Origin of the sequence: Psychrobacillus soli (genome assembly GCF_006861775.1) — a bacterium.
Lineage (GTDB): Bacteria > Bacillota > Bacilli > Bacillales_A > Planococcaceae > Psychrobacillus > Psychrobacillus soli.
On sequence record NZ_VDGG01000041.1, the window covers coordinates 22587 to 47984 of the forward strand.

Below are 25398 nucleotides of genomic sequence, written 5' to 3' on the forward strand. Positions count from 1 at the left end.
GGCAACCAATCGGTCGTTGAAAGCAACTAATTCTATTCCGAAAGCAATCAAATCAGTGTTAGAGCAACCAAAATGCCGGTGAAAGCAACCAATTCTTAAAATAGCAGGTTTACTTGATTGCCCTGCAGCGAAAATCCCAGCGAACACTTCATTCATCGCACTACGACGCATTATCCTTACAAGTAGTCTTTTAAAGTTTGCTGTCTGACTTTGTGCGAAGTGATATCGAAACACCGATAACAATCACAAAGGCGCTAACCAATTGTAATGGTTGAATACTTATTCCTAATATGAGAAGAACGAAAATCATTGCGACGAAAGGTTCCAGGTTTGAACCGAATACGAAATTGCTACCCCAAGCAATGACGCAAAATAAAAGTATTACATAAGTGAACCATTGTTTATTCATAAATATTCTTATATCTTCCTTCCCCGACAGTTTCTGACCCCAGTATTCCGAATGCACAAGTACCTCTTTCCATCGTATGAAACGTCCATTAGCACGTAAGATTTATAATTAGTAAGGAATCTGAAAAAACTGTATTAATAGAAAAATCAATAAAGTTATTAATTGACATTGAAAGGGTTTTCATTTACAGTTTTACTAAACTATGTCTCAATGGCAAAATCAATTTCAACAGCAAGTACTTGTAATTGGCTTTTTTGATGGTTTGCATAAAGGCCACTTATCCGTCATTAATGAGGCTAAACGTATAGCTAGAATTAATGAAGTTCAGGTAGCGGTAATGAGCTTTTTTCCTCATCCCAAAGCGATAGTAGCAGATCTACCAAATTCGTTTCAGTATTTAATGCCACTGGAAGATAAGCAAGCGGTACTTACGGAGCTTGGTATTAATACATTGTTATTAGTTCACTTTGATCGTGACATCGCAAGCCTACCATCTGCTGATTTCGTACAAAGCTTTTTGATAGGATTAAATGCTATGCATATTGTATGTGGAGGGGATTTTCACTATGGCGCGCGAGGTATTGGAAATACACATTCATTAGTAAAACAAGGAGAAGGACATTTCCAAGTATCTATCGTAGAACTAATGGAATATGGTGGGGAGAAAATTAGTTCCACACGTATTCGTCATGCTTTAGCCAAAGGGAATATTACCATACTCCGAAAGTTGTTAGGGAAATTTTATTCAGTAAGTTGGTGCCCCCAAAATGGATTATTACCATTTTATTCATTACGAGCTCCTGGAGTATACGAAGTGAAACTACATTATAAAAACGAAATAATTTCATGTAGTGCGCAAGTGTTAAATGAAAAAGAAGCAAAGTTTACACACGATTTTAATCATTGGAGTCCATCTATTAAAATAGAGTGGGTTAGGTCAATAGGGAGATTTTAGCTGCCTGTGGACGCCACTACTAAAGTTAAGATTAGTTTGTTAAACGGGGGATGGACAAACATCCGCCACATGATTACCGAAAAAGAGTAGCAAGGAAGTGGAGCAGTCACTTCCTTGCTACTCAAAAATTCCTTCAAAAATATTGTATCTTTTTTAGGAAGACATATGATTTTTATATCAATCTGTATTAAAAAATGCATATCGGTCATCTTGTACAAAACTACATTCAGTAACGAGTGAATTTTCTTTAAGAAGAGCACTGAAATTATCAAGTGTAGAAGTTAAGGTAGATAACGCACTTTCCTCTATCTTATATTCTAATACATACTGATACACGTTAGATTTAGGTTCCTTTATCGAAATAATGGTACCAACAAACTTTACAATCTGACTTAGAATCTTTGTTTTTAACTCTAAAATGATTGCATGATTGACTGCTAACTTAATATCTGATAAAAATTGCAATCTTTTAGTGCAAATTTCTTCAATTAGAATATCGATTGTACCTAGTTCCACTTTATTACCACGAATTTGTGTTAGAGTCATCGTCGCATTTAAAGGATTTTCTAATATTATTTTGAAATCTTTTCCGTGGTCTGTAAATTTCTCTTCTACTCTCTTCATTTCCTCTGGCATCAATTTACCTTTACGCAATAGTTTTTCAAAGTCTGATGCCGGTACCGGTTTAGAGAATAAATACCCTTGAATGGAATCGCAGTTATAATTGTTTAACACTTCCAGTTGGTCAGTAGTTTCCACACCTTCTGCAACTACAGCCATGCGCAATTGTTGGGATAATTGAATAATCATTTTCGCGATAAAGTTAGAATCAGCCGTATCAAGCGGTGTTAAATCATTTATAAATGTTCGGTCAATTTTAAGGATTTCTATTAGTCCTTTGAATCGTTTTAAGGAAGAAAGGGAAGAGTAACCTGTGCCAAAATCATCTAACGCTACTTTAACTCCTAAACCTTTCAGTCCTTCTAGAACAGAAAATACAATTTTTTCATTCTCCAATAGAGAGGTTTCCGTAATCTCTATTTCTAAGTATTTGGATTCCAATTTTGTCTCTTCTAAAACATTCACCACATTAGTTATTAAGCTTTGTTCTAAAAAGCGATTCGCTGAAAGATTAATGGAAACGGCTATTTTCGGTAAATTAGCATCTTGCCATTGCTTATTTTGTATGCAAGTAGTCCTTTTTACCCAGTTTCCTATTTCAATATCAAGTCCCGTCTCTTCGGCTAAAGGTATAAATTCATCAGGAGATACAATACCCCATTCTGGATGATTCCAACGAATGAGTGCCTCAGCACCAACAATTTCATAGGTGTTCGGACAGACTTTTGGTTGATAATACAATTCTAATTGGTTCAGTTCAATTGCATGTCGAAGACTGGACTCTAAGGTAAAGATCTTGTACGTTTGGGCATTTAAAGAAGAGGAATATACTTGAAAATTATTTTTTCCTAATTCCTTCGCTTTATATAAAGCCGAATCGGCATTCTTCATTAATGTAAGTGAATCTGTTCCATCATGTGGATAAATACTTATTCCGATGCTAGTTGTAACAAATAAATTATAATTTTCCACAAGAAATGGCTTATCCAACGATTCAATAATATTTAGTGATCGCTCTTTTGCTTGTTGTGTATAAAAATTTGTTAATAGAACACCGAATTCGTCTCCTCCTAATCGAGCTAGAACAGCGTTATCACCTAGGCTGAATTTTAGTCTATTTGCAATTTGTATGAGTAATTTATCCCCAAGGGTATGACCGAGTGTGTCGTTAATATATTTGAACCGATCTAAGTCTAAATACATAACTGCTACTTTTTGATTTAACGTATTTGCTACAATAATTGCTTGTTCGAGCTTTTCTTGAAATAGTCTTCTATTTGGTAATCCAGTTAAGGAATCATAATTTGCTAAATAAGTATTTAACTTTACTGCCTCCATATGATCTGTTATATCTTTTGCAATTCCGAAAGCCCCTTGTATCGTTCCATCTATATAGGCGGGCATCATCGTTAAATGGATGTCCATTATACGTCCCATTTTATGTATGAACTTGATATTTATATTTTGGGGGATGCCTGAAAGTACTTTATGGAATGCTTCTTTGTACAGCTGGATGTAATTTGCAGGGAGCAATAAGTCAATTGTGTTTATTTCGTAATTATAAGTGAATCCAAGTTTTTGGAAAAAAACATCGTTCATTTTTTCTAAACTTCCCAATGAATTAACAAAATAAACAATATCCGGATTAAATTCAAATAAAGATTGATAAAAAAAGTTACCAACATCATTATGTACCATTTCTTCCTTCCTTCCTTTCAGTTTCATAGTAACTTTGAATCTGTCTAATGTTATTCATTTTTAGGTATTTGAATCTATTTATTTGTATGGAAAATTGAATATTGACGGGAAATGTTGATATCTTAATAATATTGTAATGCGTCACATAAATACAGTAAATAGAACAAACTAATATATATACTATTTTTTGCATGTTTTAGTTTAATATATTAAATTCTGAAAATTAAGTTAATTTAGCTGTTTTCAGAATGGAGGATACATAGTATAGTCTTAATAGCATAATTGAAAAGGTAGTGGGTGTTGTGAAGAATAATGTTACAGCAAAGGATGTTGCGAAGCTTGCGGGTGTTTCGCAATCGTCGGTATCGAGGGTTTATTTTGAGGGGGCGTCGGTTTCAAAAAAAACTCGTGAGAAAGTTATAGTAGCAGCGAAGGAGTTGGGGTATAGACCCAATGAATTTGCAAGAAGCCTTATTACGAACCGCACAAAAATTATAGGGTTAGTGATGAAAGGGATTCAAAACCCTTTCTATCCACAAGTATTAAAGGAATTTACAGCAACGTTTAAAAAACTTGGTTATAGCATTTTGTTTGTATCTACAAACAATGATGAAATACAAAAAGAAGATATCGACATGTTGAGGAATTATAATGTTGCTGGAGTAATTATTACGGATGCCTCACTATCTTTGAATGTAACAGAAGACTTTAAGGAGAGCCAAGTTCCACTCGTCCTATTTAATCGTAAAATTGACAACGAACAGTTTTATTCGGTTTGTTGTAATAACTTGGATGCTAGTGAAAAAATTGCGGAGTATTTAATTGAAAAGGGTTGTTCTGATGTAGCATATATTGCAGGAAATGCAAATACATCTACAAGTAGAGATAGAGAGAAAGGATTTACCTCTATAATTGAAAAGAATAATATGCCATTTCACAAGTATACTTCTGATTATACATATGAAGGTGGCTATAAAACTACGCAAAAGATTATTGCAGAAAAGAAAATACCAGATGGAATTTTTGTGGCAAATGATATTATGGCACTTGGTGTTGTAGATGCTCTAAGAGAAAATTCCATTATGATTCCAGCCGAAACAAAAGTAGTAGGATTCGACAATATTGAAATGGCTTCATGGCCAACATATAATCTAACTACTTGGGAGCAACCAATTACAAAAATGGTTGAACAAACAGTAAATTATTTAATGGCTGAAATCGTTGAATTCTCTGGATATACTGAAAATGTGGAGGTAAATGGAGAGTTAATTGTGCGAAAAACTACATAATTTTTATTGACTTGTACTTAAATTTAGAATATTCTTCTTGTGAAGGTATTTTGCATACGTATGCAAAATGAAATGTATGCGTTTACAATTAAAGGGAGGAATATATAATGGTAAAAGTTTTAAAAGCAGGTAAATCACAAGAAGAAGTAAGTGCGAATGATTTAAAGGTTTCTCAAATAGTATCAGAAGCTTTAAAAGATGTAGAAACAAGAGGAGACTTAGCAGTTCGAGAATTATCTGAGAAATTCGACAAGTGGTCACCTGAATCATTCCGATTAACTGAATCTCAAATTAATGATATCGTTTCCAAAGTTCCTGCGGAAGTAATTGAAGATATTAAATTTGCTCAAAAAAATATTCGTGAATTTGCAGAAGCACAATTAGCTTCTATGCATGACGTTGAAGTAGAAAATATTCCAGGTGTAATTTTAGGTCATAAAAATATTCCAGTAAACAGTGTAGGTTGTTATATTCCAGGCGGTCGATATCCAATGGTAGCTTCTGCACATATGAGTGTTTTAACAGCAAAAGTGGCAGGTGTTAAACGTGTAATCGCTTGTACTCCTCCAATTAATGGAGAAATTCCACACGCAACAATCGCAGCTATGTCTTTAGCTGGAGCAGATGAAATTTACCTATTAGGTGGAATTCAAGCGATGGCTGCAATGGCTATCGGTACAGAAACAATCGAATCAGTAGATATGATCGTTGGACCTGGTAATGCATTTGTTGCAGAAGCTAAACGTCAACTATACGGCCGTGTAGGAATCGATTTATTTGCTGGTCCTACAGAAACATTAGTAGTTGCAGACCATACTGCAGATGCAGAAATGATTGCAACAGACCTTCTTGGACAAGGCGAGCACGGACCAACATCACCAGGTGCACTTATTACAACTTCTGAGAAGTTAGCAGAAGAAACAGTGAAAGAAATTGAACGTCAATTAGAAACACTGCCAACTGCAGATGTTGCTCGCGTTTCATGGGAAGATTACGGACAAATTCTATTAGTAGATTCTATTGAAGAAGCTCGTATTGAAGCAGATCGTCTTGCTTTTGAACATGTGGAAATTTTAACGGAAGATCCAAATTACTTCCTTGAAAATATGACGAACTATGGTTGCCTATTCTTAGGACCAGAAACAAATGTTGCTTACGGAGATAAAGTAATTGGAACGAACCACACATTGCCAACAAAAGGTGCTGCCCGCTACACTGGTGGACTATGGGTAGGTAAGTTCATCAAAACAGTAACGTATCAAAAAGTGACACCTGAAGCTAGTGCTTACATTGGGGAATATGCAGCTCGTTTATGTCAATTAGAAAACTTTGCAGGACATGCTGAGCAAGCATTACTTCGCGTGAGAAGATACGGAAATAAATAATTCATTATAGAGGGTTACTGGGGGGAAATTTATGTTAGGTATGATTGGGTTATTTGGTGGCCTTGCGCTGCTGATTTATTTAACGATGAGAGGGATGAACCTTCTCATCGCAGCACCACTGATGGCTTTGGTTGTTGGGATTTTTAATGGTTTGCCAATTTTCCCGCAGCTTGCAGAAGAAGGAGCGGCAAACTTTTTAACGAACTATATGACAGGATTTACTGGATTTATCGCATCTTGGTATTTAATGTTCTTAACGGGTGCGATTTTCGGTAAAGTAATGGAAGATAGTGGAGCAGCAGATAGTGTTTCGCAATGGATTGTTAGTAAAATTGGTATGAAACGTGCGGCATTAGCTGTTGTTATTGCCTGTGCTGTATTAACGTATGGTGGGGTAAGCTTGTTCGTTGTTGCGTTCTCTGTTTATCCAATGGCTTTAAGTTTGTTTAAACAAGCGGATCTGCCAAGACGCTTTATACCAGCGGCACTTGGTTTCGGTTCCACAACATTTACGATGACTTCAGCAGGTTCTCCTGAAATTCAAAACTGGATTCCAATTGAATTTTTAGGGACAACTCCATATGCTGGTTGGGAAGTAAGTTTTATCGTTGCTGTATTTATGATGGCTTTTGGATATTGGTGGCTGAAAAAAATGATTTCCAAAGCAATGTCAAAAGGCGAGCGATTTGTTAGTAGAGATACGGATGTAGAAGCGGTTACACGTTCTGAATTGCCGGATCCATTACTAAGTATGGTTCCTTTACTTGTAGTTTTAGTTATTTCATTTTTCTTCCATAATTCATTAGGAACTTCTGCTTTAATCATTGCTTTAACTGGTGGTATTTTAGCAACTTACTTGATTAATAGAAAGTATTTCCACAACTTTGGAAAAGCTGTTGGAGACGGTGCAATGGGTGCAATTGTTGCCATTGCGAATACAGCAGCAGTAGTTGGCTTCGGTGGAGTTGTAAAAGCAACACCTGCATTTACATCAGCAGTTGGCTTTATGACGGATATTCCAGGAAGTCCGCTTATTGGTGGAGCACTTGCAGTAGCAGTTATTGCCGGTCTTACTGGATCTTCTTCAGGTGGACAAGCAATTGCATTGCCACTTTTAGCACCTCATTATTTAGACTTGGGAGTTAACGCTGAGGCGTTGCACCGTTCGGTTGCGATTTCTTCAGGGTCACTGGATTCACTGCCACAGGGTGGTTATGTTGTTACAACTATCCGATCGATTTGTGGAGAAACACATAAAGATGCATATCCTGCATTTGGGGCATTAACAGTAGTAGTGCCGATATTAGGTGTTATTTTAGCTGTTATATTATTCTCATTCGGTTTTGGAATTTAAGAAATAGAAGTAAACACATGCCCAACAAACTGATTTATAATAAGTTTGTTGGGTATATTTCGTTATACATACAAACATGAAGGGGACGTGGATTATATGGAAAACGTATCAATTATTGGTTGTGGAACTATGGGGCATTCGATTGCATTATCGGCTGCTTGGGCAGGACTAGCAGTAAAGGTGTATGGCATTAATGAAAAGGATTTGGAAAATGCCGACAAAGGCTTAAATAGTAAATTAAAAGTAATGACAGATAATGATGTGTTCAATGAAGAAACAGCGAAAGAAATAAGAGAGAAAATCACATTATCCACATCATTAGAAGAAACAATTGCAAATTCGACGTTTATCATTGAAGTAATTCCAGAAGTTTTGGATATGAAAAAAGAAATGTATAAAAAAATCGAAAGTATGATAAGTGAAGAAGTTGTTATCGCAAGTAATACTTCGGGCTTTAGACCAAGCTTACTAGCGGAAGAGATGCAATATCCAAATCGCTTTGTTGTAACTCATTTTTGGAATCCAGGACATTTAATCCCATTAGTAGAAGTCGTAAAAGGGGAACAAACGGATGATCAAACAGTAGAACGCGCAATGCAAGTGATGAAAGATATGAATAAACAACCGATATTACTAAACAAAGAGATTCCAGGTTTCATCGGTAACCGCTTACAATACGCTTTGTTCCGTGAAGCACAGTCCTTACTCGATGCAGGTGTAGCAACAAAAGAAGATATTGATGCAGCAGTCACGTATAGTATTGGGCGCCGTTTACCTGTGACAGGACCATTAATGACTGCCGATATGGGAGGACTTGATGTATTTTCAGCGATCTCCAATTATTTATTTGAAGATTTAAGTACGGATCAGAAGTCGGGTACAGTACTTACGAAACTAGTGGAAGACAATAAGTTTGGGGATAAAAATGGGGAAGGCTTTTATGCTTGGGACGCTGACTTTTCAGAGCAGAAAAATGCAGAGCGTGAGCAAACGCTTATTCATTTCTTAAAAAATGACCTGCAGAGAAATGAGGGAAAATAATGCAACCTTTTTTCTCTGAACTAGCAAATAAAACAGTGATTGTAACCGGCGGAAGTAAAGGTATTGGAAAAGATATTGCACTCACTTTTGCTAAATTAAACGCAAATGTCGTTATTTCCGGACGAAGTGAAACAGCTTTGAATGAGGCACTCGGTGAATTGCATACATTAAATAAAAAATGTATTGCTGTCCAAGGGGATATGAGTGATATTGCAGTTGTGAAAGATTTAATCGATCAAGCAGCAAGCGAATTTGGAACTGTGGATGTACTCGTGAATAATGCCGGTGTGAATATTGCAAAGCCTGCAATGGAAGTAACGGAAGAGGATTGGGACACAGTTCTCGATTTAAATTTAAAATCAGCTTTTTTTGCTAGTCAAGCGGCAGCAAAATATATGCTTGCCCAAAAAAGTGGTAAAATTATTAATATAGCTTCTCAAATGGCATTCGTTGGCTATTTTAAACGAGCGGCGTATTGTTCTAGTAAAGGTGGACTCGTGCAAATGACGAAAGCTTTAGCTGTTGAATGGGCGAAGCTAGGTATTAGAGTGAATGCAGTAGCACCAACATTTGTGGAAACAGAGTTTACGGAAAAGATGTTCGAAGACGAAGCATTCAAACAAGATGTAGAAAGTCGTATTCTATTAGAAGGGCTATCCCAACCACAAGACGTTTCGGGAGCAGTACTATATTTAGCTTCCAATCTCGCTAATTTTGTAACAGGCGAAACTTTAAAAGTAGACGGTGGATGGACTACAATTTAATCTAGGGGGTAATGTAATGGAAGGAAAAGTTTTATTTATAACAGGAGCTGCACGTGGTATCGGATTTGATATTGCTAAAGCATTTGCAGATGCAGGTGCAAATGTAGTCATTTCTGATTTATCGCAAGATGCAATCGATGAGGCAGTAAGTAAATTGAGCGGCAATGCAAAAGGAATCGTTTGTGACGTTACGAAAGAAGCGGACATAGAAAAGGCGATTCAATTTACAGTTGAGAATTATGGACGTATCGATTTCCTAGTAAATAATGCTGGAATGCAACATGTATCAATGATTGAGGATTTTCCAACTGAAAAGTTTGAGTTACTCGTGAAAATTATGCTGACAGCTCCTTTTATCGCGATCAAACATGCATTACCTCATATGAAAAAACAAGGCTTTGGACGAATCATCAATATGGCATCGATTAATGGAGTCATCGGATTTGCAGGAAAAGCGGCGTATAACTCGGCAAAACATGGTGTTATTGGATTAACAAAAGTAGCGGCACTTGAATCAGCTGCAGATGGTATTACAGTAAACGCAATCTGCCCAGGCTATGTGGACACAGCGCTTGTACGAAACCAATTTGCTGACTTAGCGAAAACTCGTAATATCGAAGTAGAGCAAGTATTGGAAGAAGTATTATATCCACTTGTTCCGCAAAAGAGGTTACTAGATGTTAGTGAAATTACAGATTTAGCTTTATATATTGCTAGTGATTCGGCAAAAGGAATGACTGGGCAAGCAATCATTTTAGATGGTGGTTATACAGCGCAATAAATTTTGGGAGAGTGCTCTTGAAGTGATTAACTTCAAGGGCACTTTTTTTCGCGCTTTAGGAAATTAGAAAATGTATGGTATGTAGATAGCATTCTCTTAACAATATAAGGTTTATCCCTATTTAGGGATACTGCGACGTAGTAAGTTGAATAAAGTGTTCGCTGGGATTTTCGCTGCAAGGCGAACGCCTGAGATGTCTCATTTGCCCACAGATGAACAAAGGCTAAGAGCGCCACATCGTGTGGTAACTCCTTCGTGATCAACATTCTGTTGGCCTCACCAGGAGTCGCCGCCTGTAGCGAAAATCTATGGTAAAGACTAACTTATCAGAATCTAATATGAAAAACAAATGGTAGAACGAGACAATATTCCCTTTGAACGCGNACCAAAGTGCTAGCGAAAGCAACCAATTCTTAAAATAACAAGTTTACTTGGAGTGAGACGACAATGAATACGAGGTGCCATACCAATAAATGGTTGTATGAAACGAACTTTATCCTAAGTAAATGCTCTACTAATTTGGAGAAAGCATTTTCTAATTAGCTTTAATTAATATCGCGTAGTGAATCTGATCAATTTAAAGCTCTGATAACAGTAGACGTAAAATTAGCAAGAAATTCCTATTGATTGGAGCGGAAGGGCGGCGACTTCTGCCGGATGAGTGGGCTAATGAGCCGCCGCTTATGCGTACGCCCAAGCGGCGGGGGTGGTTCATCGCTCACCCCGCGGAAATCGTCCGCCCTGCAGCGAAAATCCCAGCTACGCAGTATTTCTATATCACGCACAATATAAAGAATGGCATACCTTATTATTACTTGAAAAAAATTATCCAAATGTCTAGATTTTTATAATTTCCTCAAGCACGAAAAAGTGAAACTTTCTTTTCATTGGCCCGTAAATAGTATAGAGTTAAACTGTATGCTTATACGGAAGTGTCACTTATTTATTATATTGGAGGTTACATTAGTTGAAAAAATTAGTCATATTTTTATTAACAGCAACCCTTGTATTTACATCCGTCGGAAACTTTGTATTTAACGACAATACAATCACAGCCGAAGCAAAAAAATATAAATCGGGTAAAAAAAGTTTCAATACAAATAACAACACTACGAACAACAATTCCAATATTGAAAAGAAGAAAGAAGATTCTACAACCGCAACGAGCAAATCCAATACGAACACAAACAAAAAAGGTGGATTTACATCTGGCGGCCTGATGAAAGGTCTATTTATAGGTGGACTTGCTGGATTATTGTTTGGTACTATGTTTGCCAATATGGGTATGCTTGGATCAATTTTAGGTTTTGCAATAAACGCTGCAGCGATTATTTTAATTGTAGTAGTTATTCGTAAAATCTTCCGCATGTTCAAAGAGAAGAAAAAAGAGGATGCTACCTCATGGAGAAATTAATAATTCCAGAACAAAACATCATTAACGCTGTTTGCGTATATATTGCCCGCCAAAAACATGTGAAACCAGAAGAAGTTGAAGTTGAGCTTATGTATGATGACGATTCTGGATTTACTGCAGAGGCGTTTGTAAATGGACAACAGCAGCTTCTAAATACGTTAAATTTAATAGAAGCACTACGGATTTCAATAAAGGAATTTTTAAATCTTGATCCAAACTCAACAGGAATCGAATTAATCTTAGATGATGAGGAAGGTATAATCGCTTCCGTACATTAAGACCATCAGCACAGGAGCATTGTGTAGGAGTCTAGACGTACAAGGAAATTATCCACATTTCTAAATTTTTATCATTTCTTTAAGCAGTTAAAAACCGGTGGCAATTTCGCCACCGGTCTAATTTGTTATTGTTGGTTATTTTGATATCCGCTCATTTGCGCTTGGGCTTGAGCTACTAGACGCTTAGTAATTTCTCCGCCAACGGAACCGTTAGCACGCGCTGTAGAATCTCCACCAAGATTCACACCAAATTCTTGTGCAATTTCATATTTCATTTGATCAAGTGCTTGTTGTACTCCTGGTACTAGAAGTTGATTCGAGTTGTTGTTAGCCATGTTGTTCACCTCCTTGTGAAGTTAGATTGTGCGGATACGGCTCATTTATGCAAAAAAAACAAAAGGTGAATTATGTAAATAATCATTTTACAAAGATGGAGCCAAGTAGCATAACTACTTGGCTCCATCTTTTACTATTACTTCTCGAAAATTTGATGAATTACTTCGATCGATTTACTGTTATTTAAATTTTTGTGGATGCAGCTTGCTGGCAAATCCCTTAGGCTATCTGCGAAGGCATTCGCCATCTCTGCTTCCCCAGCTACATGAAATTCTCGCCAACCTCGTTTTTTCTTTAATTGTTCGATGGTTGTATTCATTCCTTTAAAGAAACTTGAAGCGTTCACTTTATATCGAGGATCTAGAACTGCACTTTTACTTTCTGCAACTGTACGCCTACCTTTTGCATCAACTTTTTTCTTTTCTCCCCACGTTTCTGAAATGGGATCATATTTAAACGTTAAATCGTCTCTAACTAATCCCATAGCAGTATCCAATATACGGACTTCTCCGAAACTTGGCATGATAATTCCCGCTTCTGGATATGCTTTATACATATACTCCAATTGTTCTGTCATCGGATGATTTTCCCAGTAAAAGTTTGTTTTTACGGGTACTTGCACATAATGAACGGACCATAAATCTTCGTTTGCAGACGCAAAAATAACAATTCCTTTACGCAAATCATGTGCATTTTCTTCTATTTCATTAATTATTTTTTTCTTTATTTGCTCAAATGCTTTGATTTCTTGCTTATCTTCTGATGCTTCTAAATATTCACCAATTCGTTTCAGGCCGCTTTTTAAATGAATTTTCCATGCACCTTTTAGCGTATCTGGGTCTGCAGGATTGGTGTTTAAGTAAACACTCAGCACACAACGATCTGTACAGCTATATGCTTTTAACGTTTGAAGTTCTTTATTTATCGTCATTTATCCTATAACCTCCTTTTTTTTAATACACACTTAGCATTTCCCTCGAGTGAGTAGATAATCCACAATCGAAGTGTTATGTTTTGGATTGAATTTTTTTAAAACAAAAAAATCAACCAAACCGTATTTGGCTGACTTTTTAATCTATTCATTTTAATGTCGTGCTATTACTGTTTTACCTCGATAATAAACTTTTTTTATTTTCTCCATTTCCGTTATTTCCAACCCTGGAATACCTTCTGCGACTAAGAAGTTTGCATCCAGTCCTTTTTCTAAACGACCAAATTGATTTTCTTTGCCTAATATAATCGCCGGATTATTAGTAAGCAATGCCAAAATTGTATTTTCATCGTAATTGTTTTGCTTCAAAAGCTGCATGGACGGATTGGCAATTAGCATTAATTGGTCTGGTCCTTTTAATAATTGATCTGCATATGGTAACCATGCCACTCCTGGATATGGTGGTAAATAAGCATCTGTAGAAATAGAAAGAGCTATGTTTTCATTTACAAATTTTAGTACTTCTTCGGGTGAATTTGGCGTTAAATGTGTACCACCTATTGGTGTAGCAACAATTTGCACACCTAGATTGGAAGCTCTTTCTATTTGCTCATCGGTAATGCCATGTGCATGATGCAAAACATCAACACCTGCTGCAAGTGCCATTGCTATTCCTTCTTTACCAGCGACATGAGCGCCAATTTTCTTTCCTAACTGATGGTAAATATCTACGATTCCTTTCATTTCTTCAACTGAGTAAATTATTTCCCCTGCTTTTGGCACCTCATTAATAGTGAAGTTTGCTGGGGTCGCATTGATAAATATATTTTCACCCGGATAATCACTTTCTTTTGCAATTTGCTTTACTAAGAACGGATCAATTAAATCCTTTTTACGGACTGCTGTCGACTGAGTTATTGAAGTAAAATGAGCTATTTTTTCGAAGCCAATGGATATACTAGTTGTTGCAAAGGAAACGTTTAGTGGAATTCCATGTATTGCTTTTCGGTAATCCTCTACCCGAAAATCACCAAGTGGATGACCGCAAATTTGTTCTCCAAGTGCCGTAATTCCAGACGATAAAGCGTGAAAAAGAATTGCTTTTCCTGCTATAAAATGAGTTTCTGGAGTAACTGGATAAAGCGAAGTTGGAGCAAATTCAAGTAAATGCGTGTGACAGTCAACTAAAGAAGGCGTTACTACATAATCTGCATACTCGATAACTTGTATAGAGGGATATTGTTTACTAAGATTTTCCCATGTTCCTACATCTAATATTTTTTCATTTTCGATTACCATAGCACCATCTTCAATAGTTCCACTTTGACTTACAGTTACGATTTTTTTAGCACGAATCATATAAATACTCATTATTTATCCTACCAAAAATGGTGTTAAAAAATACGCAAGTAAACATGCGGTCGCAATTCTAATAATTAGCCCGATAATCGATGCTAATAAAGCTTCTCTTTCATTCAACCCCGATACTTCCGCCCATGTTGCAGGAATTTGACCGAAAATCACGGATAACGGTAAACCTGAATTTGCTAAAACAAAAGAACCTACTACTAATCGTGGGTCAACTGAGGCGGATAATTCTGCAAGTTGAGCAACAGCAAGTGTAGGTGAAGCAAGAATCGATACAATGCCCGTTCCTGGCTCAATACTTAAAAATGTTAAAATACTTGATAAGCTTGACTCAATTACGTCCCAAGCTCCCAAGAATCTAAGTGCTCCGATAGCAAAAAATACAGCCGCTACCGCAGGGATGATGATTAAAAATAATAGCTCTGCGCCTTCTTTTGCAGAGGAAAAAATCGTTTCTAGAAACTTTGTTTTTGGTGTAAATCTCGGTAGACTTTCTAAATCAACCTTCTTGGTATCACGGTAAATGGTAACGGACAATATCCACGGGACAACAACGATTGGAAGAAAAATAGATAATATTATTAGCGGAAATGCATTAATGTTGAACACTGAGAGTGCAATAAGGCCTAACACTAACGTGGCAAAGGATTGTGGGGATTGTATCATCGTTGCAACAGCAATTTTTTGTTCCGCTTTTGTAGCTTTTGCCTTTACAAGAACAGGTCCTGAAATTTTTCCTGCCGCGTTAATATCACCAAGAATGTTGTAAACGCTTGGCACAATAACGGAAGGGTTTATTTTAAGCCATTTCATAATTGGAACAAAAATTCGGATTAAACCGTCTGTAAAGCCTAAACGCTCAATTATGCGTCCGAAAATTACACTAATAATAATTGCAATTCCTATTTCACTCGTTAAAAAAACATCGACTACGATAGGTTTTACTTCAGCAATAATCGTATTAAAAAAATCAGAAAGTGAATTAGGACTGAATAATAGGATTAATAGCGAAGCAACTACTAACAAAATTCCGATGACCTCAACTGGATACCATTTCGAACGTGCACCTTTCAACTTGAAGCTTGGTTCTTTATTCCCCTCCACCCGAACAACCTCCTCACACTTTTTATACTTTATGTCTGATTAGAAATATGTGTGTTTGTCTCGGTTAAAAATCCTCTTAGCAACAAAATAATAATTTTTTCTCAACAAACTTTATGTCCGGTCGATAAAGAATTAGAAGATAATTCTTAGTACATTTATCTTATAAATTAACAAAATATTTTATAATTTCATTACAAATATGTTTTTGCGATGAATACGAGGAGATTTCACATGAAAAAAAGGCTAACAAAAGGTATAAATTTGAAATTCAAACTTTATACCTCCTTCTTACTTATACTAATAATCCCAGCAGTTGTAATTGGAATACTGTCTTTTGTAACCGCTAAAGACTCTGTTGAGAAAGAATTACTAGGTGGTGTAGAAGAAAATTTAAATCTATTAAATAGTTCTGTGGATAACTTAGTACAAACGAAAGTACATGACATGGATGTGTTATCACAAAGCGTAAATTGGAAGCAAGAAGATAACTTAGGATTGAAAAATCAATTTTCACAGTATAAAGCATTACATCCTGAAGTAGAAACTGTTTATGTAGGAACCGAAACTGGTTTATTTATACAAAGTCCTGATGTAACAATGCCTTCTGACTATGATCCAAGGCAGCGAGATTGGTATAAAGATGCTATGGGGAAAAAAGGAGAAGCAACCATTTCACAGCCTTATATTTCTGCTAGCACAAACAAAATAGTAGTGACAGTCTCTCAAACTTTAGCAGATGGTTCAGGGGTTGTTGCTGTTGATCTCGATTTGACATTTATACAAAAACTAGCAAAGCAATTGCAAATAGGAAGTTCTGGATATGTAGTCATCTTAGATAGTACCAATAAATTTATCTACCACCCTACCGAAGAGATAGGAAGTACAATAGATAGTGAGTACGCAGAATTATATGAAAAAGAATCAGGTAGCATTAAATATGGCCTAGATGATGATCTGAAAGTAATGAGCCTTACAACTAACGATTTAACTGGTTGGAAAATAGCTGGAAACTTTTATTATTCAGATGTTAATGCTGCAGCTGCTCCAATTCTCAATATGACAATCATCGTTATTATTATCTCTATTATCATAGGTTTAGTAGCTGTAGTCTTCATCGTTCGTTCCGTTATCCGTCCGATTAATTATTTAAAAGAAAAAGCAATTACCATTAGTCGTGGCGACTTAACGGAACAGATTACTGTCACATCCAAGGACGAGATTGGAGCTTTAGGTAAAGCATTCCATGATATGCAATCTAGTCTTATAAACTTAATTCGAAGCGTAGATGAAAATGCTGATTTAGTAGCTGCTTCTTCGCAACAGTTATCTGCAAGTGCTGAACAAACTAGCGCCGCTACAGAGATGGTTGCGACATCCATTCAGGAAGTGGCGAGAAGTGCAGAACAACAAACAGTTGGTGTAGATACGAGTGCTCAATCACTAGCGGAAATTTCGATTGGTATTACGCAAATTGCGGATTATTCTTCCAAAGTAACTGAGCTATCCCAACAAGCAACCATACAAGCGGAAATCGGGGGGCAAGCAGTAACAAAAACGGTTGTTCAAATGGAGTCCATACATAATTCTGTCAATGAGTCCAACGAGAAAATTAATTCACTATCTAAACGCTCGAAAGAAGTTCGATCCATATTGGAAGTAATAACAGGAATTGCGGAACAAACGAATCTTCTAGCTTTGAACGCAGCAATTGAAGCAGCAAGAGCTGGTGAACACGGAAAAGGATTTGCAGTAGTTGCAGATGAAGTTAGAAAACTGGCAGAACAATCACAGCAATCTGTAAAGGAAATTCAAGAGATTGTGACACGTATTCAAGAAGATACGGACAGTTCCGTTCAAATTATGGCACTCGTTAAAAATGATGTACAAACAGGTGTACAAATATCGAACGATACGATTGAAAAATTTAATACAATTATTCAGAGTATGAAAGAAATTACACCTCAAATGGAGGAAGTTTCTGCAACCGCAGAACAGGTGGCCGCGTCTGTTCAAGAAACGACTGCAACAACAAACGAAGTAGCGATGATTGCCCAAAGTAACGCGGCAACTTCCGAAGAAGTAGCGGCTTCGGCGGAAGAGCAATTAGCTTCCATGGAAGAAATCACTGCATCTGCTCAATCTCTTTCTAATATGGCGGAGGATTTAAAGGAGCTAATTTCACGATTTAAATATTAATAGACGTAAAGGATGGTTACCCGGAAACTAATGCCGCGGTAATCGTCCTTTTTACTTTTCAAATTTAGCAAAGAAACTCCCAAACAATTATGAAATTACAACGTAAAATATAGAAACCGTCTTTTTAGGAGGTGATAAAATATGAAAAATGACGATTCAAATCAATTAGATAAAAATTCCCACAAAAAACAACCGAATATTTTAATATTCCTTGTAGACGAACAACGCTTTCCGACCGTTTATGAAAACGAAGAATTAAAAAAATGGCGCAAAGAAAATTTGAAGACGCAAGAATTATTGCGAAATAATGGCTTAGAATTTCTCAATCACTATATCGGAAGTACTGCCTGCTCTCCAAGTAGAACAACATTATATACAGGGCAATATCCATCTCTACACGGTGTGACAAAAACAACGGGAGGTGCTGCTAATAACCCTGAACCAGATATATTTTGGCTTGATCCTAATAGTGTCCCTACCATCGGTGATTATTTTCGCACAGCCGGTTATGATACATTTTGGAAAGGAAAATGGCATGCCTCCCATCAAGATATATTGATACCCGGTACTCAAAATGCAATGCCAAGTTATAATCCCGCAACTGGTGTTCCAAATACTCAAAAAGAAAAGCTATATTTGGAAGCAAATCGGCTAGATGAATTTGGTTTTTCCGGTTGGCTAGGACCTGAACCACATGGGACAAATCCGAGAAATTCTGGATCTTCCGCTGAAATTGGCACAAAAGGACGGGATGAAGTATACGCAAGAGAGGTAATTAATCTCATAGCCTCTCTCGAAAAAAACAATGCAAATACAAGCGCAAAACCATGGTTAATCGTCTCTTCATTTATAAATCCACATGATATTGCTTTATACGGAGAGCTAACGAAGCTTTCACCACTATTTAACTTTGAAGTAGATCCATCTGTCCCATTCATTCCACCTGCCCCTACCGCAAATGAGTCACTACTTACCAAACCAATTGCGCAAGAAAGCTATAAAGAAACTTATCCAAAAACCTTTCAGCCTACAAGGGATATTTTATTTTATCGACAACTTTATTTTTCATTGCAAAAACAAGTAGATAATGAAATATCCAAAGTTTTTCATGCTTTAACACAATCAAAGTTTTATGAAAATACAATCGTTATTTTCACTTCTGATCACGGCGATTTATTAGGAGCACACGGAGGATTGTTCCAAAAATGGTATAACGCCTATGAAGAAACGATTCATGTACCTTTTCTTATGCACAGTCCTAAGTTATTTTCAGGACGCAGAACTGCGAACATGTTGACAAGTCATGTGGATATTCTGCCTACACTACTTGGACTTGCAAATATTAATGTGGATAAAATAGCAGAAAAACTCAGTCAAGATCATACCGAAGTTCATCCGCTAGTAGGACGCGACCTTACACCTTTTATATACAAGAAGGATAATCTCGAGCGAATGCATGAACCCGTCTACTTTATGTCGGATGATGATGTAACACGAGGGTTGAACCAAGTTAGCTTCACAGGGCTTCCTTATCAATCCGTGACACAACCTAATCATCTCGAAACAGTTATTGCTAACCTTGCAACAGGGAATAACAACACGGATGAAAAATGGAAATTCACTCGTTACTTCGACAATCCACAGTTTTGGAGTAATCCAGGTGTAGAAGATCAAACAACAGAGATTAAGGATCAAATTCCAATTGATGAAAAAAACACTATTTCCATCTCTCAAGTAACAACCAAAACACAACCAGTTCCCAATCAATATGAATTGTATAATCTAACTAAAGATCCGCTCGAAACGGAGAATTTATCCGACCCTACAAATAATAATGATGAAACAAAACTTATCCAAAAACTCATGACAAGTTTATTAGAGGAACAATGCAAACAAAAAAGACTACGCCCTACAAGTGGACTAGTACCAGGTCAACCAAATTGTAAAAATAAATAAAAAGAACATACCGCCAAAAGTATGAGGCGGTATGTTCTTTTATTAATGAGATTGTACGCTGTTTTCTTCCATCCAATACGCTTCTCTAATATTAATCTGCCGGCGAATTTTCCTCATAATATCCATGGAAACTTCACCTGTTTCATATAAGCCTTGAATCTCATCTCGCTCCGCTTGAAAGGCTCTATCTCTCAACTCTCGTTGCTGGCGAATGTAACGACTTGAATCTGCACCTTTACGTGCTAGCTTAAATTTCACAATCATTTCATTGTACTCACCAATAATTAGTACGTTAATTCCTTCGTTTTCAGGTGTCATATTTTCTTTCAAATATGAAATTGCTGCTTGTGCCATTTCCATTTTAAGCATGGCCACTTTTTTGTTTTTCTCCAAGCGAGCTTTAAAGGAGTTATGTTTAGTTGACTTGAAAACACTTGTTATATTCAAAATTCCTCGTTTTACAATTGTCCAAATAAATAACCATCGATATTGCAGACGATTCGTCACCGCAACACGCATTCGGTGAATATGCTCTTCTAATAAATAGAGCGACTCTCGGTCAATCTGTTCATTTGTTTGCAACTGTTCAATATAACTTATTTCAACTTCTAAAGCCTTCAAACGAGTTTCCGTTTCCAACGCTTTCTTTCGAGCAATTTCTTCCTCGCTTATATTGATGAAGTGATTCCGAATTTGATTGTAATGAGAAATAATCGAAACAGCCGCTCCTCGATTTTCATCTGTAGTCAGCTCACGCATTGTTCGAATCGCTGCATCCATCGAACGAAGCATCGCTGTTCTTTCCATTTCTTCTTTTAGCTCTTCCGTATTTCCTTTTTCCGTATTGGCAATTATCGGTAGGAAAATACTTGCTAAAACAAGTGTTACTAAAATGACTCCCGCTGCGATAAAAATAATTAAGGAACGCTCAGGGAACACATCACCATTTGCTAAAAAGTAAGGGATTGTAAAAGCACCAGCAAGTGTCACTGCACCTCGTACCCCAGAAATGGTCGTGATGCTAATATATCGCATAGATGGCTTTGGAAGTCTATCGGCTTTCAGTAACCATCCTACCCACCATCCTGCAAAAATCCACATAAAACGTAAAAGTAAAAGTGATGCAGTAATGATTAAAATATACTTAATCACTTCTAAATTATTGAACATTGGACTCGCAAAAATTTCTCGAGAAACACTCGGTATTTGTAAACCTAACAGCACAAATACAAGTCCATTCAAAATATAAATAAGAATCGTCCATGTACTTTTCGAAACAACTTGCAATTGGACATTCGGTGACTGCTCCCGATCTCGATAAATCGCATGAACGATACCTGCAGACACAACTGATAGAATTCCTGAAAGGTGAAAATGCTCGATAATATAAAAAATGATAAACGGTGTCAATAATTGAATCAGCATATGAAGTGTTACATCTTCCATACCTAATCGACGGATAAATATTTTCAGTCGTATAATGAAATAAGCAAGTAATGCCCCTCCCAAAAATCCTCCAAGAGCAATCAATATAAAACTCCAAGTTGCTTCCGCAAGGGAAAATACACCTGTTACAGTTGCCGCAACTGCAAACTTAAACGCAACTAATCCTGAGGCATCATTCATTAGCCCCTCACCTTCAAGTATATGCATAATTGTCTTTGGCATCTTCACCCGGCTCGAAATTGCTCCAACTGCAACAACATCTGTAGGGGATAAAATCGCAGCGAGTGCAAAAGCTGCAGATATTGGAATGGAAGGAATAAGCCAATGGATTAAATACCCAATGACAACAACCGTCAAAAACACGAGCCCAAGTGCTAATAATAAAATAGGCTTCTTCAATTTCCAAAGGTCATGTCTTGAAACATTTTTCCCATCGTAAAATAATAATGGTGCGATAAATAAGATAAAAAATAGTTCCGGTTCCATCGGCATATGTATTCCTAACGGTAATGCCGCAAGTAATACGCCAAGTGCAATTTGAATTAGCGGCACCGGTATGTATGGCATAAAATGATTTATAAAATTAGAAAGCCCTATAATGGCTAGTAAAAGTAGAATAATCATTAACAATTCCATCACGTATCTCCTTTCTATATGTTTTATCAATTAAGTGTAAAACTGTTTTTAATGAAATACAAATACTTGGGATTTTGACACTAAAATATAGTAGCCGTGCTAACTATTTGCATCATCCATATACTAGTTTGAATATGATATACAAGGAGGTATTATTTTTGACAAACCACTCATTCCCCTCTCCACATAATCCAAACAATTCAGGTCATCCATTTGGACAGCCACATTTCCCCAAAAAAGAAGGGCAATCTTATGGGGTACAACAAGGTAATGCACCAAATAGTCCTCCACCATCTGTTATACCGCGACTGAAAACAGAACTTTTAGCGGTTGAGCCAGGTGCATTCAGTGGGTGCCTAAACCGAAATACTTATATACAGCTTATAAATCGGGCTGCATTTTGGTTTCATCCGACATACATCGATTATTACTCCACTTCTGGATACAAATGGACCGGCTATACATGGATTGCTTGGGGAACAGACTTAGATAGGATTACATCGTTTCAGTGCGTCTAATTGTTCATTTGTAGTCAAAAACAGCTGCTACTAAAAATACACGCTTACCGTGTGTATTTTTAGTAGCAGCTGTTTTTGTAAGTTTATTTGGATAAATAGTCTATTAATCCCATAGCACTGACTTCTATATCTAACTGTAAAATGCTATATACCTCATGATCATCTGAAATACCTAGCCCTCTTAAATGCTCCCTTACTAAACTTAGTAAACGCTCAGCAAGTGCTTCGTACCCTTTTTGTTCTGTGAAAATTATTTTCGCCTCGTTTACGTATACTTCCAACCAACTAGAAACTTGACGATATACTTCATCCGGTGTGTTCGTCATCCCATAATGCCCAAAGTAAATGGCATCGAGCTGCATATCTTGCATACGATCCATCGCTTTTTGCATCGCGTCCGGGTCAAACTGATTTGGAGAAGTCGATGGTAGAAATAACTGAACACCATCTGGTATCAATTGTTCATAACGGACCCCCACTGTATCTCCCGTGAACATGCCATTACTATTCGGATCATAAATGCTGAAATGATGGTTGGCATGACCAGGTGTATCTAAAAATTCCAATACACAATTAGGCCCGATTTTCAATATATCCCCTTCCCCTTTCACAAGCAGACGCTCTTTATCTATAGGAAGGATTGGTTCAAATAAACCTGCAAACTTTTCGCCATATACCGCCTTTGCACCAGCAATAAGTCTAGATGGATCTGCTAAATGTCTTGCACCTTTTGGATGTACCACTACTTTTGCGTTCGGACATTCTTGAACTAATAATCCAGCTCCTCCAGCATGATCTAAATGGATATGTGTAACGATTATATATTTCACTTCATCCAAAGAAATTCCTAAAGCCTTTAAACCTTCTTTTACATACTTGATAGACGGGCTTGCACTCGTTTCTACAATTGTTAGTTCCTCTTCTCGAATGACATATATCCCAGTTCGTTCTGTCATACCTAAATCATGCCCATCGATTAAATGGATTCTTTCATTTAACTGGATTGGTTTCGGTTGTTGCACTGCACATTCCCCCCAATAAATTTTTTCTATCTCTCGAACATTCTGTTAATACACTTACTATCTTATCATTTTCTTTCTGTAAAATTAAAGAAGATAAAAACCAATCCCCATAATCAGGTAAGCAGCAAACAGCGTCAACCCTTCAAACCAGTTCGATTCACCATCATTGGAAACATTTATAACTAAAAGTGCAGCAGTAATCATCGCGACAAGCTCAGGCCAAGTGAAAACAAGCGCCATCGATTGAGGCATGAATAAAGAAACAAGCACAAGTATCGGTGCTACAAACATAGCGACTTGCAATGTAGAACCAACCGCAATTTCAACCGACACTTCCATTTTGTTTTTGACAGCCATCGTAATAGCGGAAACATGCTCCGCTGCATTCCCAACAATTGCTACAATAATGACACCTATAAACAACTCGCTCCATCCAAACGTTGACCCGAGCATTTCAAATGTATGCACTAATTGCTCCGACACGAAAGCTACTACTACTGTCGCCAATAAAAGTATCAAAATCGATTTCCCTTTTGTCCATTCTGGTATTTCTTTTTCTGTGTCGTTTTCTTGTTCTTCAGTAGATGAGAATACACCTCGATGCGTAACAAGTTTGAAAAATAGTCCTGCAAGATATAAAGCGATTAATATGATGGCAATTCCAATACTTAAACTCAATGTTTTCTCCGGATTCATTGTCATTGAAAAAACTTCCGGAATGACAAATGCCACAATAACAGCAAAAATAAGCAATCCTGAATTGTATCTTGCACTATGGACACTGAACTTTTGACGTTTAAACTTAATACCTCCAGCAAAAAACGATAATCCAAGTACAAGCAACAAGTTACCGAGAACTGATCCAGTTAGCGATGCTAAAACAATCCCAACCATCCCAGCTTTTAATGTGAATATAGATATGATAAGCTCGACCGCATTACCAAAAGTTGCGTTTAATAATCCTCCAACCCTAGGCCCACTTACGATTGCTAAACTTTCCGTCGCCCTACCAATGTATCCAGAAAGCCCAATAATACTCACGCAACAAAGAAAGAACATAATCATTTCGGGCCAATTTAAAAATGCCCCTATAAGCACGAATGGAACACCTACAAAGACAATAATTGCAAATAGTTTATTCACAAAAAACACCTCTTCAAATTAATCCATCTCCAACTTATCTTTCCCTTATTTGAAAAGAAGAAACCCTTTTTCCTTCTCTTACATAACTTATAAGTAGAAGAAAAGGAGGAATGGAATCTGATGATTAATTTGGAACCTATCAATATTGAAGGGCATATATTTTTAACGATTTCTGTAGCATTGCCAAAAACGAATTTACTTGTCGTATCGAATGATAATGGGTATATCATGTGTGGGGCATTGGATGTTGCACTGTTGAACGAGAAACTAAAAGATCGGAAAGTACTCGCAGGTAGAGCAGTAGGCGTGAAAACAATTGAAGAACTTCTTAACGCTCCTTTAGAATCCATCACTTTTGAAGCAGAAGAACGTGGGATCACCAAAGGTATGGTCGGTAGAGAAGCACTTTTGAAAATGATTTAATTTAAAACAAACGAGCTAACCATTTTTATATGGCTAGCTCGTTTTTGTGTTCATTGAATTAGAACAAAAGTGTAAGTGTATCTTGTTTACTAGGGCTACGCACAAAGGATCGTTTGTACAATATAAGAATACTGCGTGGTAATGCGTCAACTAGTGACCGCTATGATTTCCGCTGCAGTCGAACACTTTCCGCCGGGTGAGCGATGAGCCACCCCCGCCGCTTAGGCGTCGTAGGGATGTCTCATTTGCCCACTCATCCGGCAGGAGTCATCGCCTACAGCGAAAATCAACGGAAATGGCTTACTTATCAGCTTCGGCTCGTAAAAAACG

At 37.0% G+C, this 25398-nt stretch carries 21 protein-coding genes; 13 read left to right on the forward strand and 8 right to left on the reverse strand.

Features of this window, described 5'->3' with window-relative positions; genetic code table 11:
* Nucleotides 1–611: 611 nt before the first annotated feature.
* Entirely contained in the window at nt 612–1364 is a 753-nt protein-coding gene (locus FG383_RS16095) for an FAD synthetase family protein (RefSeq protein ID WP_142608413.1), read from the forward strand.
* 177 nt (nt 1365–1541) lie between these two features.
* On the opposite strand, the gene FG383_RS16100 is transcribed toward FG383_RS16095, so the two are convergent.
* A complete protein-coding gene (locus FG383_RS16100) occupies nt 1542–3683 on the reverse strand; it encodes a sensor domain-containing protein (RefSeq protein ID WP_185907978.1) in 2142 nt (713 codons plus the stop codon).
* Between the two features lie 302 nt (nt 3684–3985).
* On the opposite strand from FG383_RS16100, the gene FG383_RS16105 reads away from it, so the two are divergent.
* The 8 genes from FG383_RS16105 to FG383_RS16140 all read left to right on the forward strand — a co-directional run bounded on the left by FG383_RS16105 (nt 3986) and on the right by FG383_RS16140 (nt 11989).
* On the forward strand, nt 3986–4972 hold the full coding sequence (locus tag FG383_RS16105) for a LacI family DNA-binding transcriptional regulator (protein WP_142608415.1): 987 nt from the start codon (nt 3986–3988) through the stop codon (nt 4970–4972).
* 107 nt (nt 4973–5079) lie between these two features.
* Complete coding sequence (gene hisD / locus FG383_RS16110; protein ID WP_142608416.1) at nt 5080–6357, forward strand: histidinol dehydrogenase; 1278 nt, start codon at nt 5080–5082, stop codon at nt 6355–6357.
* Nucleotides 6358–6388: 31 nt separating this feature from the next.
* On the forward strand, nt 6389–7711 hold the full coding sequence (locus FG383_RS16115) for a GntP family permease (protein ID WP_142608417.1): 1323 nt from the start codon (nt 6389–6391) through the stop codon (nt 7709–7711).
* A gap of 96 nt (nt 7712–7807) precedes the next feature.
* Nucleotides 7808–8752: a 3-hydroxyacyl-CoA dehydrogenase family protein gene (locus tag FG383_RS16120; RefSeq protein ID WP_142608418.1), complete on the forward strand. Its 945-nt coding sequence runs from the start codon at nt 7808–7810 to the stop codon at nt 8750–8752.
* Nucleotides 8752–9516 carry an SDR family NAD(P)-dependent oxidoreductase gene (locus FG383_RS16125; RefSeq protein ID WP_142608419.1) on the forward strand — a complete coding sequence of 255 codons (765 nt, stop codon included), beginning with the start codon at nt 8752–8754 and terminating at the stop codon, nt 9514–9516. The genes FG383_RS16120 and FG383_RS16125 overlap by 1 nt, the downstream gene beginning before the upstream one ends.
* Before the next feature lie 16 nt (nt 9517–9532).
* Nucleotides 9533–10297 (forward strand): 3-hydroxybutyrate dehydrogenase, encoded by a 765-nt coding sequence (locus tag FG383_RS16130; protein ID WP_142608420.1) that lies wholly within the window; start codon nt 9533–9535, stop codon nt 10295–10297.
* Between the two features lie 967 nt (nt 10298–11264).
* Nucleotides 11265–11711: a hypothetical protein gene (locus FG383_RS16135; RefSeq protein WP_142608421.1), complete on the forward strand. Its 447-nt coding sequence runs from the start codon at nt 11265–11267 to the stop codon at nt 11709–11711.
* Nucleotides 11699–11989: a YxcD family protein gene (locus FG383_RS16140; protein ID WP_142608422.1), complete on the forward strand. Its 291-nt coding sequence runs from the start codon at nt 11699–11701 to the stop codon at nt 11987–11989. Before FG383_RS16135 ends, FG383_RS16140 begins: the two co-directional genes overlap by 13 nt.
* A 125-nt stretch (nt 11990–12114) precedes the next feature.
* On the opposite strand, the gene FG383_RS16145 is transcribed toward FG383_RS16140, so the two are convergent.
* The 4 genes from FG383_RS16145 to FG383_RS16160 all read right to left on the reverse strand — a co-directional run bounded on the left by FG383_RS16145 (nt 12115) and on the right by FG383_RS16160 (nt 15728).
* On the reverse strand, nt 12115–12324 hold the full coding sequence (locus FG383_RS16145; RefSeq protein ID WP_142608423.1) for an alpha/beta-type small acid-soluble spore protein: 210 nt from the start codon (nt 12322–12324) through the stop codon (nt 12115–12117).
* A 137-nt stretch (nt 12325–12461) separates the two neighbouring features.
* Nucleotides 12462–13256: a VLRF1 family aeRF1-type release factor gene (locus FG383_RS16150; protein ID WP_142608424.1), complete on the reverse strand. Its 795-nt coding sequence runs from the start codon at nt 13254–13256 to the stop codon at nt 12462–12464.
* Nucleotides 13257–13409: 153 nt separating this feature from the next.
* A complete protein-coding gene (locus FG383_RS16155; RefSeq protein WP_142608425.1) occupies nt 13410–14627 on the reverse strand; it encodes an amidohydrolase family protein in 1218 nt (405 codons plus the stop codon).
* A gap of 3 nt (nt 14628–14630) precedes the next feature.
* A complete protein-coding gene (locus tag FG383_RS16160) occupies nt 14631–15728 on the reverse strand; it encodes a hypothetical protein (protein ID WP_185907979.1) in 1098 nt (365 codons plus the stop codon).
* Nucleotides 15729–15959: 231 nt separating this feature from the next.
* On the opposite strand from FG383_RS16160, the gene FG383_RS16165 reads away from it, so the two are divergent.
* Nucleotides 15960–17924, forward strand: a complete 1965-nt coding sequence (locus FG383_RS16165; protein WP_142608426.1) for a methyl-accepting chemotaxis protein — start codon at nt 15960–15962, stop codon at nt 17922–17924.
* A gap of 141 nt (nt 17925–18065) precedes the next feature.
* Complete coding sequence (locus FG383_RS16170; RefSeq protein ID WP_142608427.1) at nt 18066–19880, forward strand: sulfatase family protein; 1815 nt, start codon at nt 18066–18068, stop codon at nt 19878–19880.
* Nucleotides 19881–19922: 42 nt separating this feature from the next.
* Here FG383_RS16170 and FG383_RS16175 read toward each other — a convergent pair whose 3' ends face one another.
* The gene (locus tag FG383_RS16175; protein WP_142608428.1) at nt 19923–21962 is read right to left on the reverse strand and encodes a Na+/H+ antiporter; all 2040 of its coding nucleotides are present in this window, start codon (nt 21960–21962) and stop codon (nt 19923–19925) included.
* 158 nt (nt 21963–22120) lie between these two features.
* On the opposite strand from FG383_RS16175, the gene FG383_RS16180 reads away from it, so the two are divergent.
* Nucleotides 22121–22480, forward strand: a complete 360-nt coding sequence (locus tag FG383_RS16180; RefSeq protein ID WP_142608429.1) for a collagen-like protein — start codon at nt 22121–22123, stop codon at nt 22478–22480.
* Nucleotides 22481–22563: 83 nt separating this feature from the next.
* Here FG383_RS16180 and FG383_RS16185 read toward each other — a convergent pair whose 3' ends face one another.
* Complete coding sequence (locus FG383_RS16185; protein WP_142608430.1) at nt 22564–23502, reverse strand: MBL fold metallo-hydrolase; 939 nt, start codon at nt 23500–23502, stop codon at nt 22564–22566.
* A gap of 84 nt (nt 23503–23586) precedes the next feature.
* Nucleotides 23587–24645, reverse strand: a complete 1059-nt coding sequence (gene cax, locus FG383_RS16190) for a calcium/proton exchanger (RefSeq protein WP_142608431.1) — start codon at nt 24643–24645, stop codon at nt 23587–23589.
* Between the two features lie 120 nt (nt 24646–24765).
* On the opposite strand from cax, the gene FG383_RS16195 reads away from it, so the two are divergent.
* A complete protein-coding gene (locus FG383_RS16195; RefSeq protein ID WP_142608432.1) occupies nt 24766–25068 on the forward strand; it encodes a YunC family protein in 303 nt (100 codons plus the stop codon).
* Nucleotides 25069–25398 lie beyond the last annotated feature (330 nt).

What these genes read in the sequence shown, in the direction of transcription:
- FG383_RS16095 (WP_142608413.1), top strand. Translation starts at nt 612, where the DNA reads ATGTCTCAATGGCAAAATCAATTTCAACAGCAAGTACTTGTAATTGGC.
- FG383_RS16100 (WP_185907978.1), bottom strand. Translation starts at nt 3,683, where the DNA reads ATGGTACATAATGATGTTGGTAACTTTTTTTATCAATCTTTATTTGAA.
- hisD (WP_142608416.1), top strand. Translation starts at nt 5,080, where the DNA reads ATGGTAAAAGTTTTAAAAGCAGGTAAATCACAAGAAGAAGTAAGTGCG.
- FG383_RS16115 (WP_142608417.1), top strand. Translation starts at nt 6,389, where the DNA reads ATGTTAGGTATGATTGGGTTATTTGGTGGCCTTGCGCTGCTGATTTAT.
- FG383_RS16120 (WP_142608418.1), top strand. Translation starts at nt 7,808, where the DNA reads ATGGAAAACGTATCAATTATTGGTTGTGGAACTATGGGGCATTCGATT.
- FG383_RS16125 (WP_142608419.1), top strand. Translation starts at nt 8,752, where the DNA reads ATGCAACCTTTTTTCTCTGAACTAGCAAATAAAACAGTGATTGTAACC.
- FG383_RS16130 (WP_142608420.1), top strand. Translation starts at nt 9,533, where the DNA reads ATGGAAGGAAAAGTTTTATTTATAACAGGAGCTGCACGTGGTATCGGA.
- FG383_RS16140 (WP_142608422.1), top strand. Translation starts at nt 11,699, where the DNA reads ATGGAGAAATTAATAATTCCAGAACAAAACATCATTAACGCTGTTTGC.
- FG383_RS16145 (WP_142608423.1), bottom strand. Translation starts at nt 12,324, where the DNA reads ATGGCTAACAACAACTCGAATCAACTTCTAGTACCAGGAGTACAACAA.
- FG383_RS16150 (WP_142608424.1), bottom strand. Translation starts at nt 13,256, where the DNA reads ATGACGATAAATAAAGAACTTCAAACGTTAAAAGCATATAGCTGTACA.
- FG383_RS16155 (WP_142608425.1), bottom strand. Translation starts at nt 14,627, where the DNA reads ATGAGTATTTATATGATTCGTGCTAAAAAAATCGTAACTGTAAGTCAA.
- FG383_RS16165 (WP_142608426.1), top strand. Translation starts at nt 15,960, where the DNA reads ATGAAAAAAAGGCTAACAAAAGGTATAAATTTGAAATTCAAACTTTAT.
- FG383_RS16170 (WP_142608427.1), top strand. Translation starts at nt 18,066, where the DNA reads ATGAAAAATGACGATTCAAATCAATTAGATAAAAATTCCCACAAAAAA.
- FG383_RS16175 (WP_142608428.1), bottom strand. Translation starts at nt 21,962, where the DNA reads ATGGAATTGTTAATGATTATTCTACTTTTACTAGCCATTATAGGGCTT.
- FG383_RS16195 (WP_142608432.1), top strand. Translation starts at nt 24,766, where the DNA reads ATGATTAATTTGGAACCTATCAATATTGAAGGGCATATATTTTTAACG.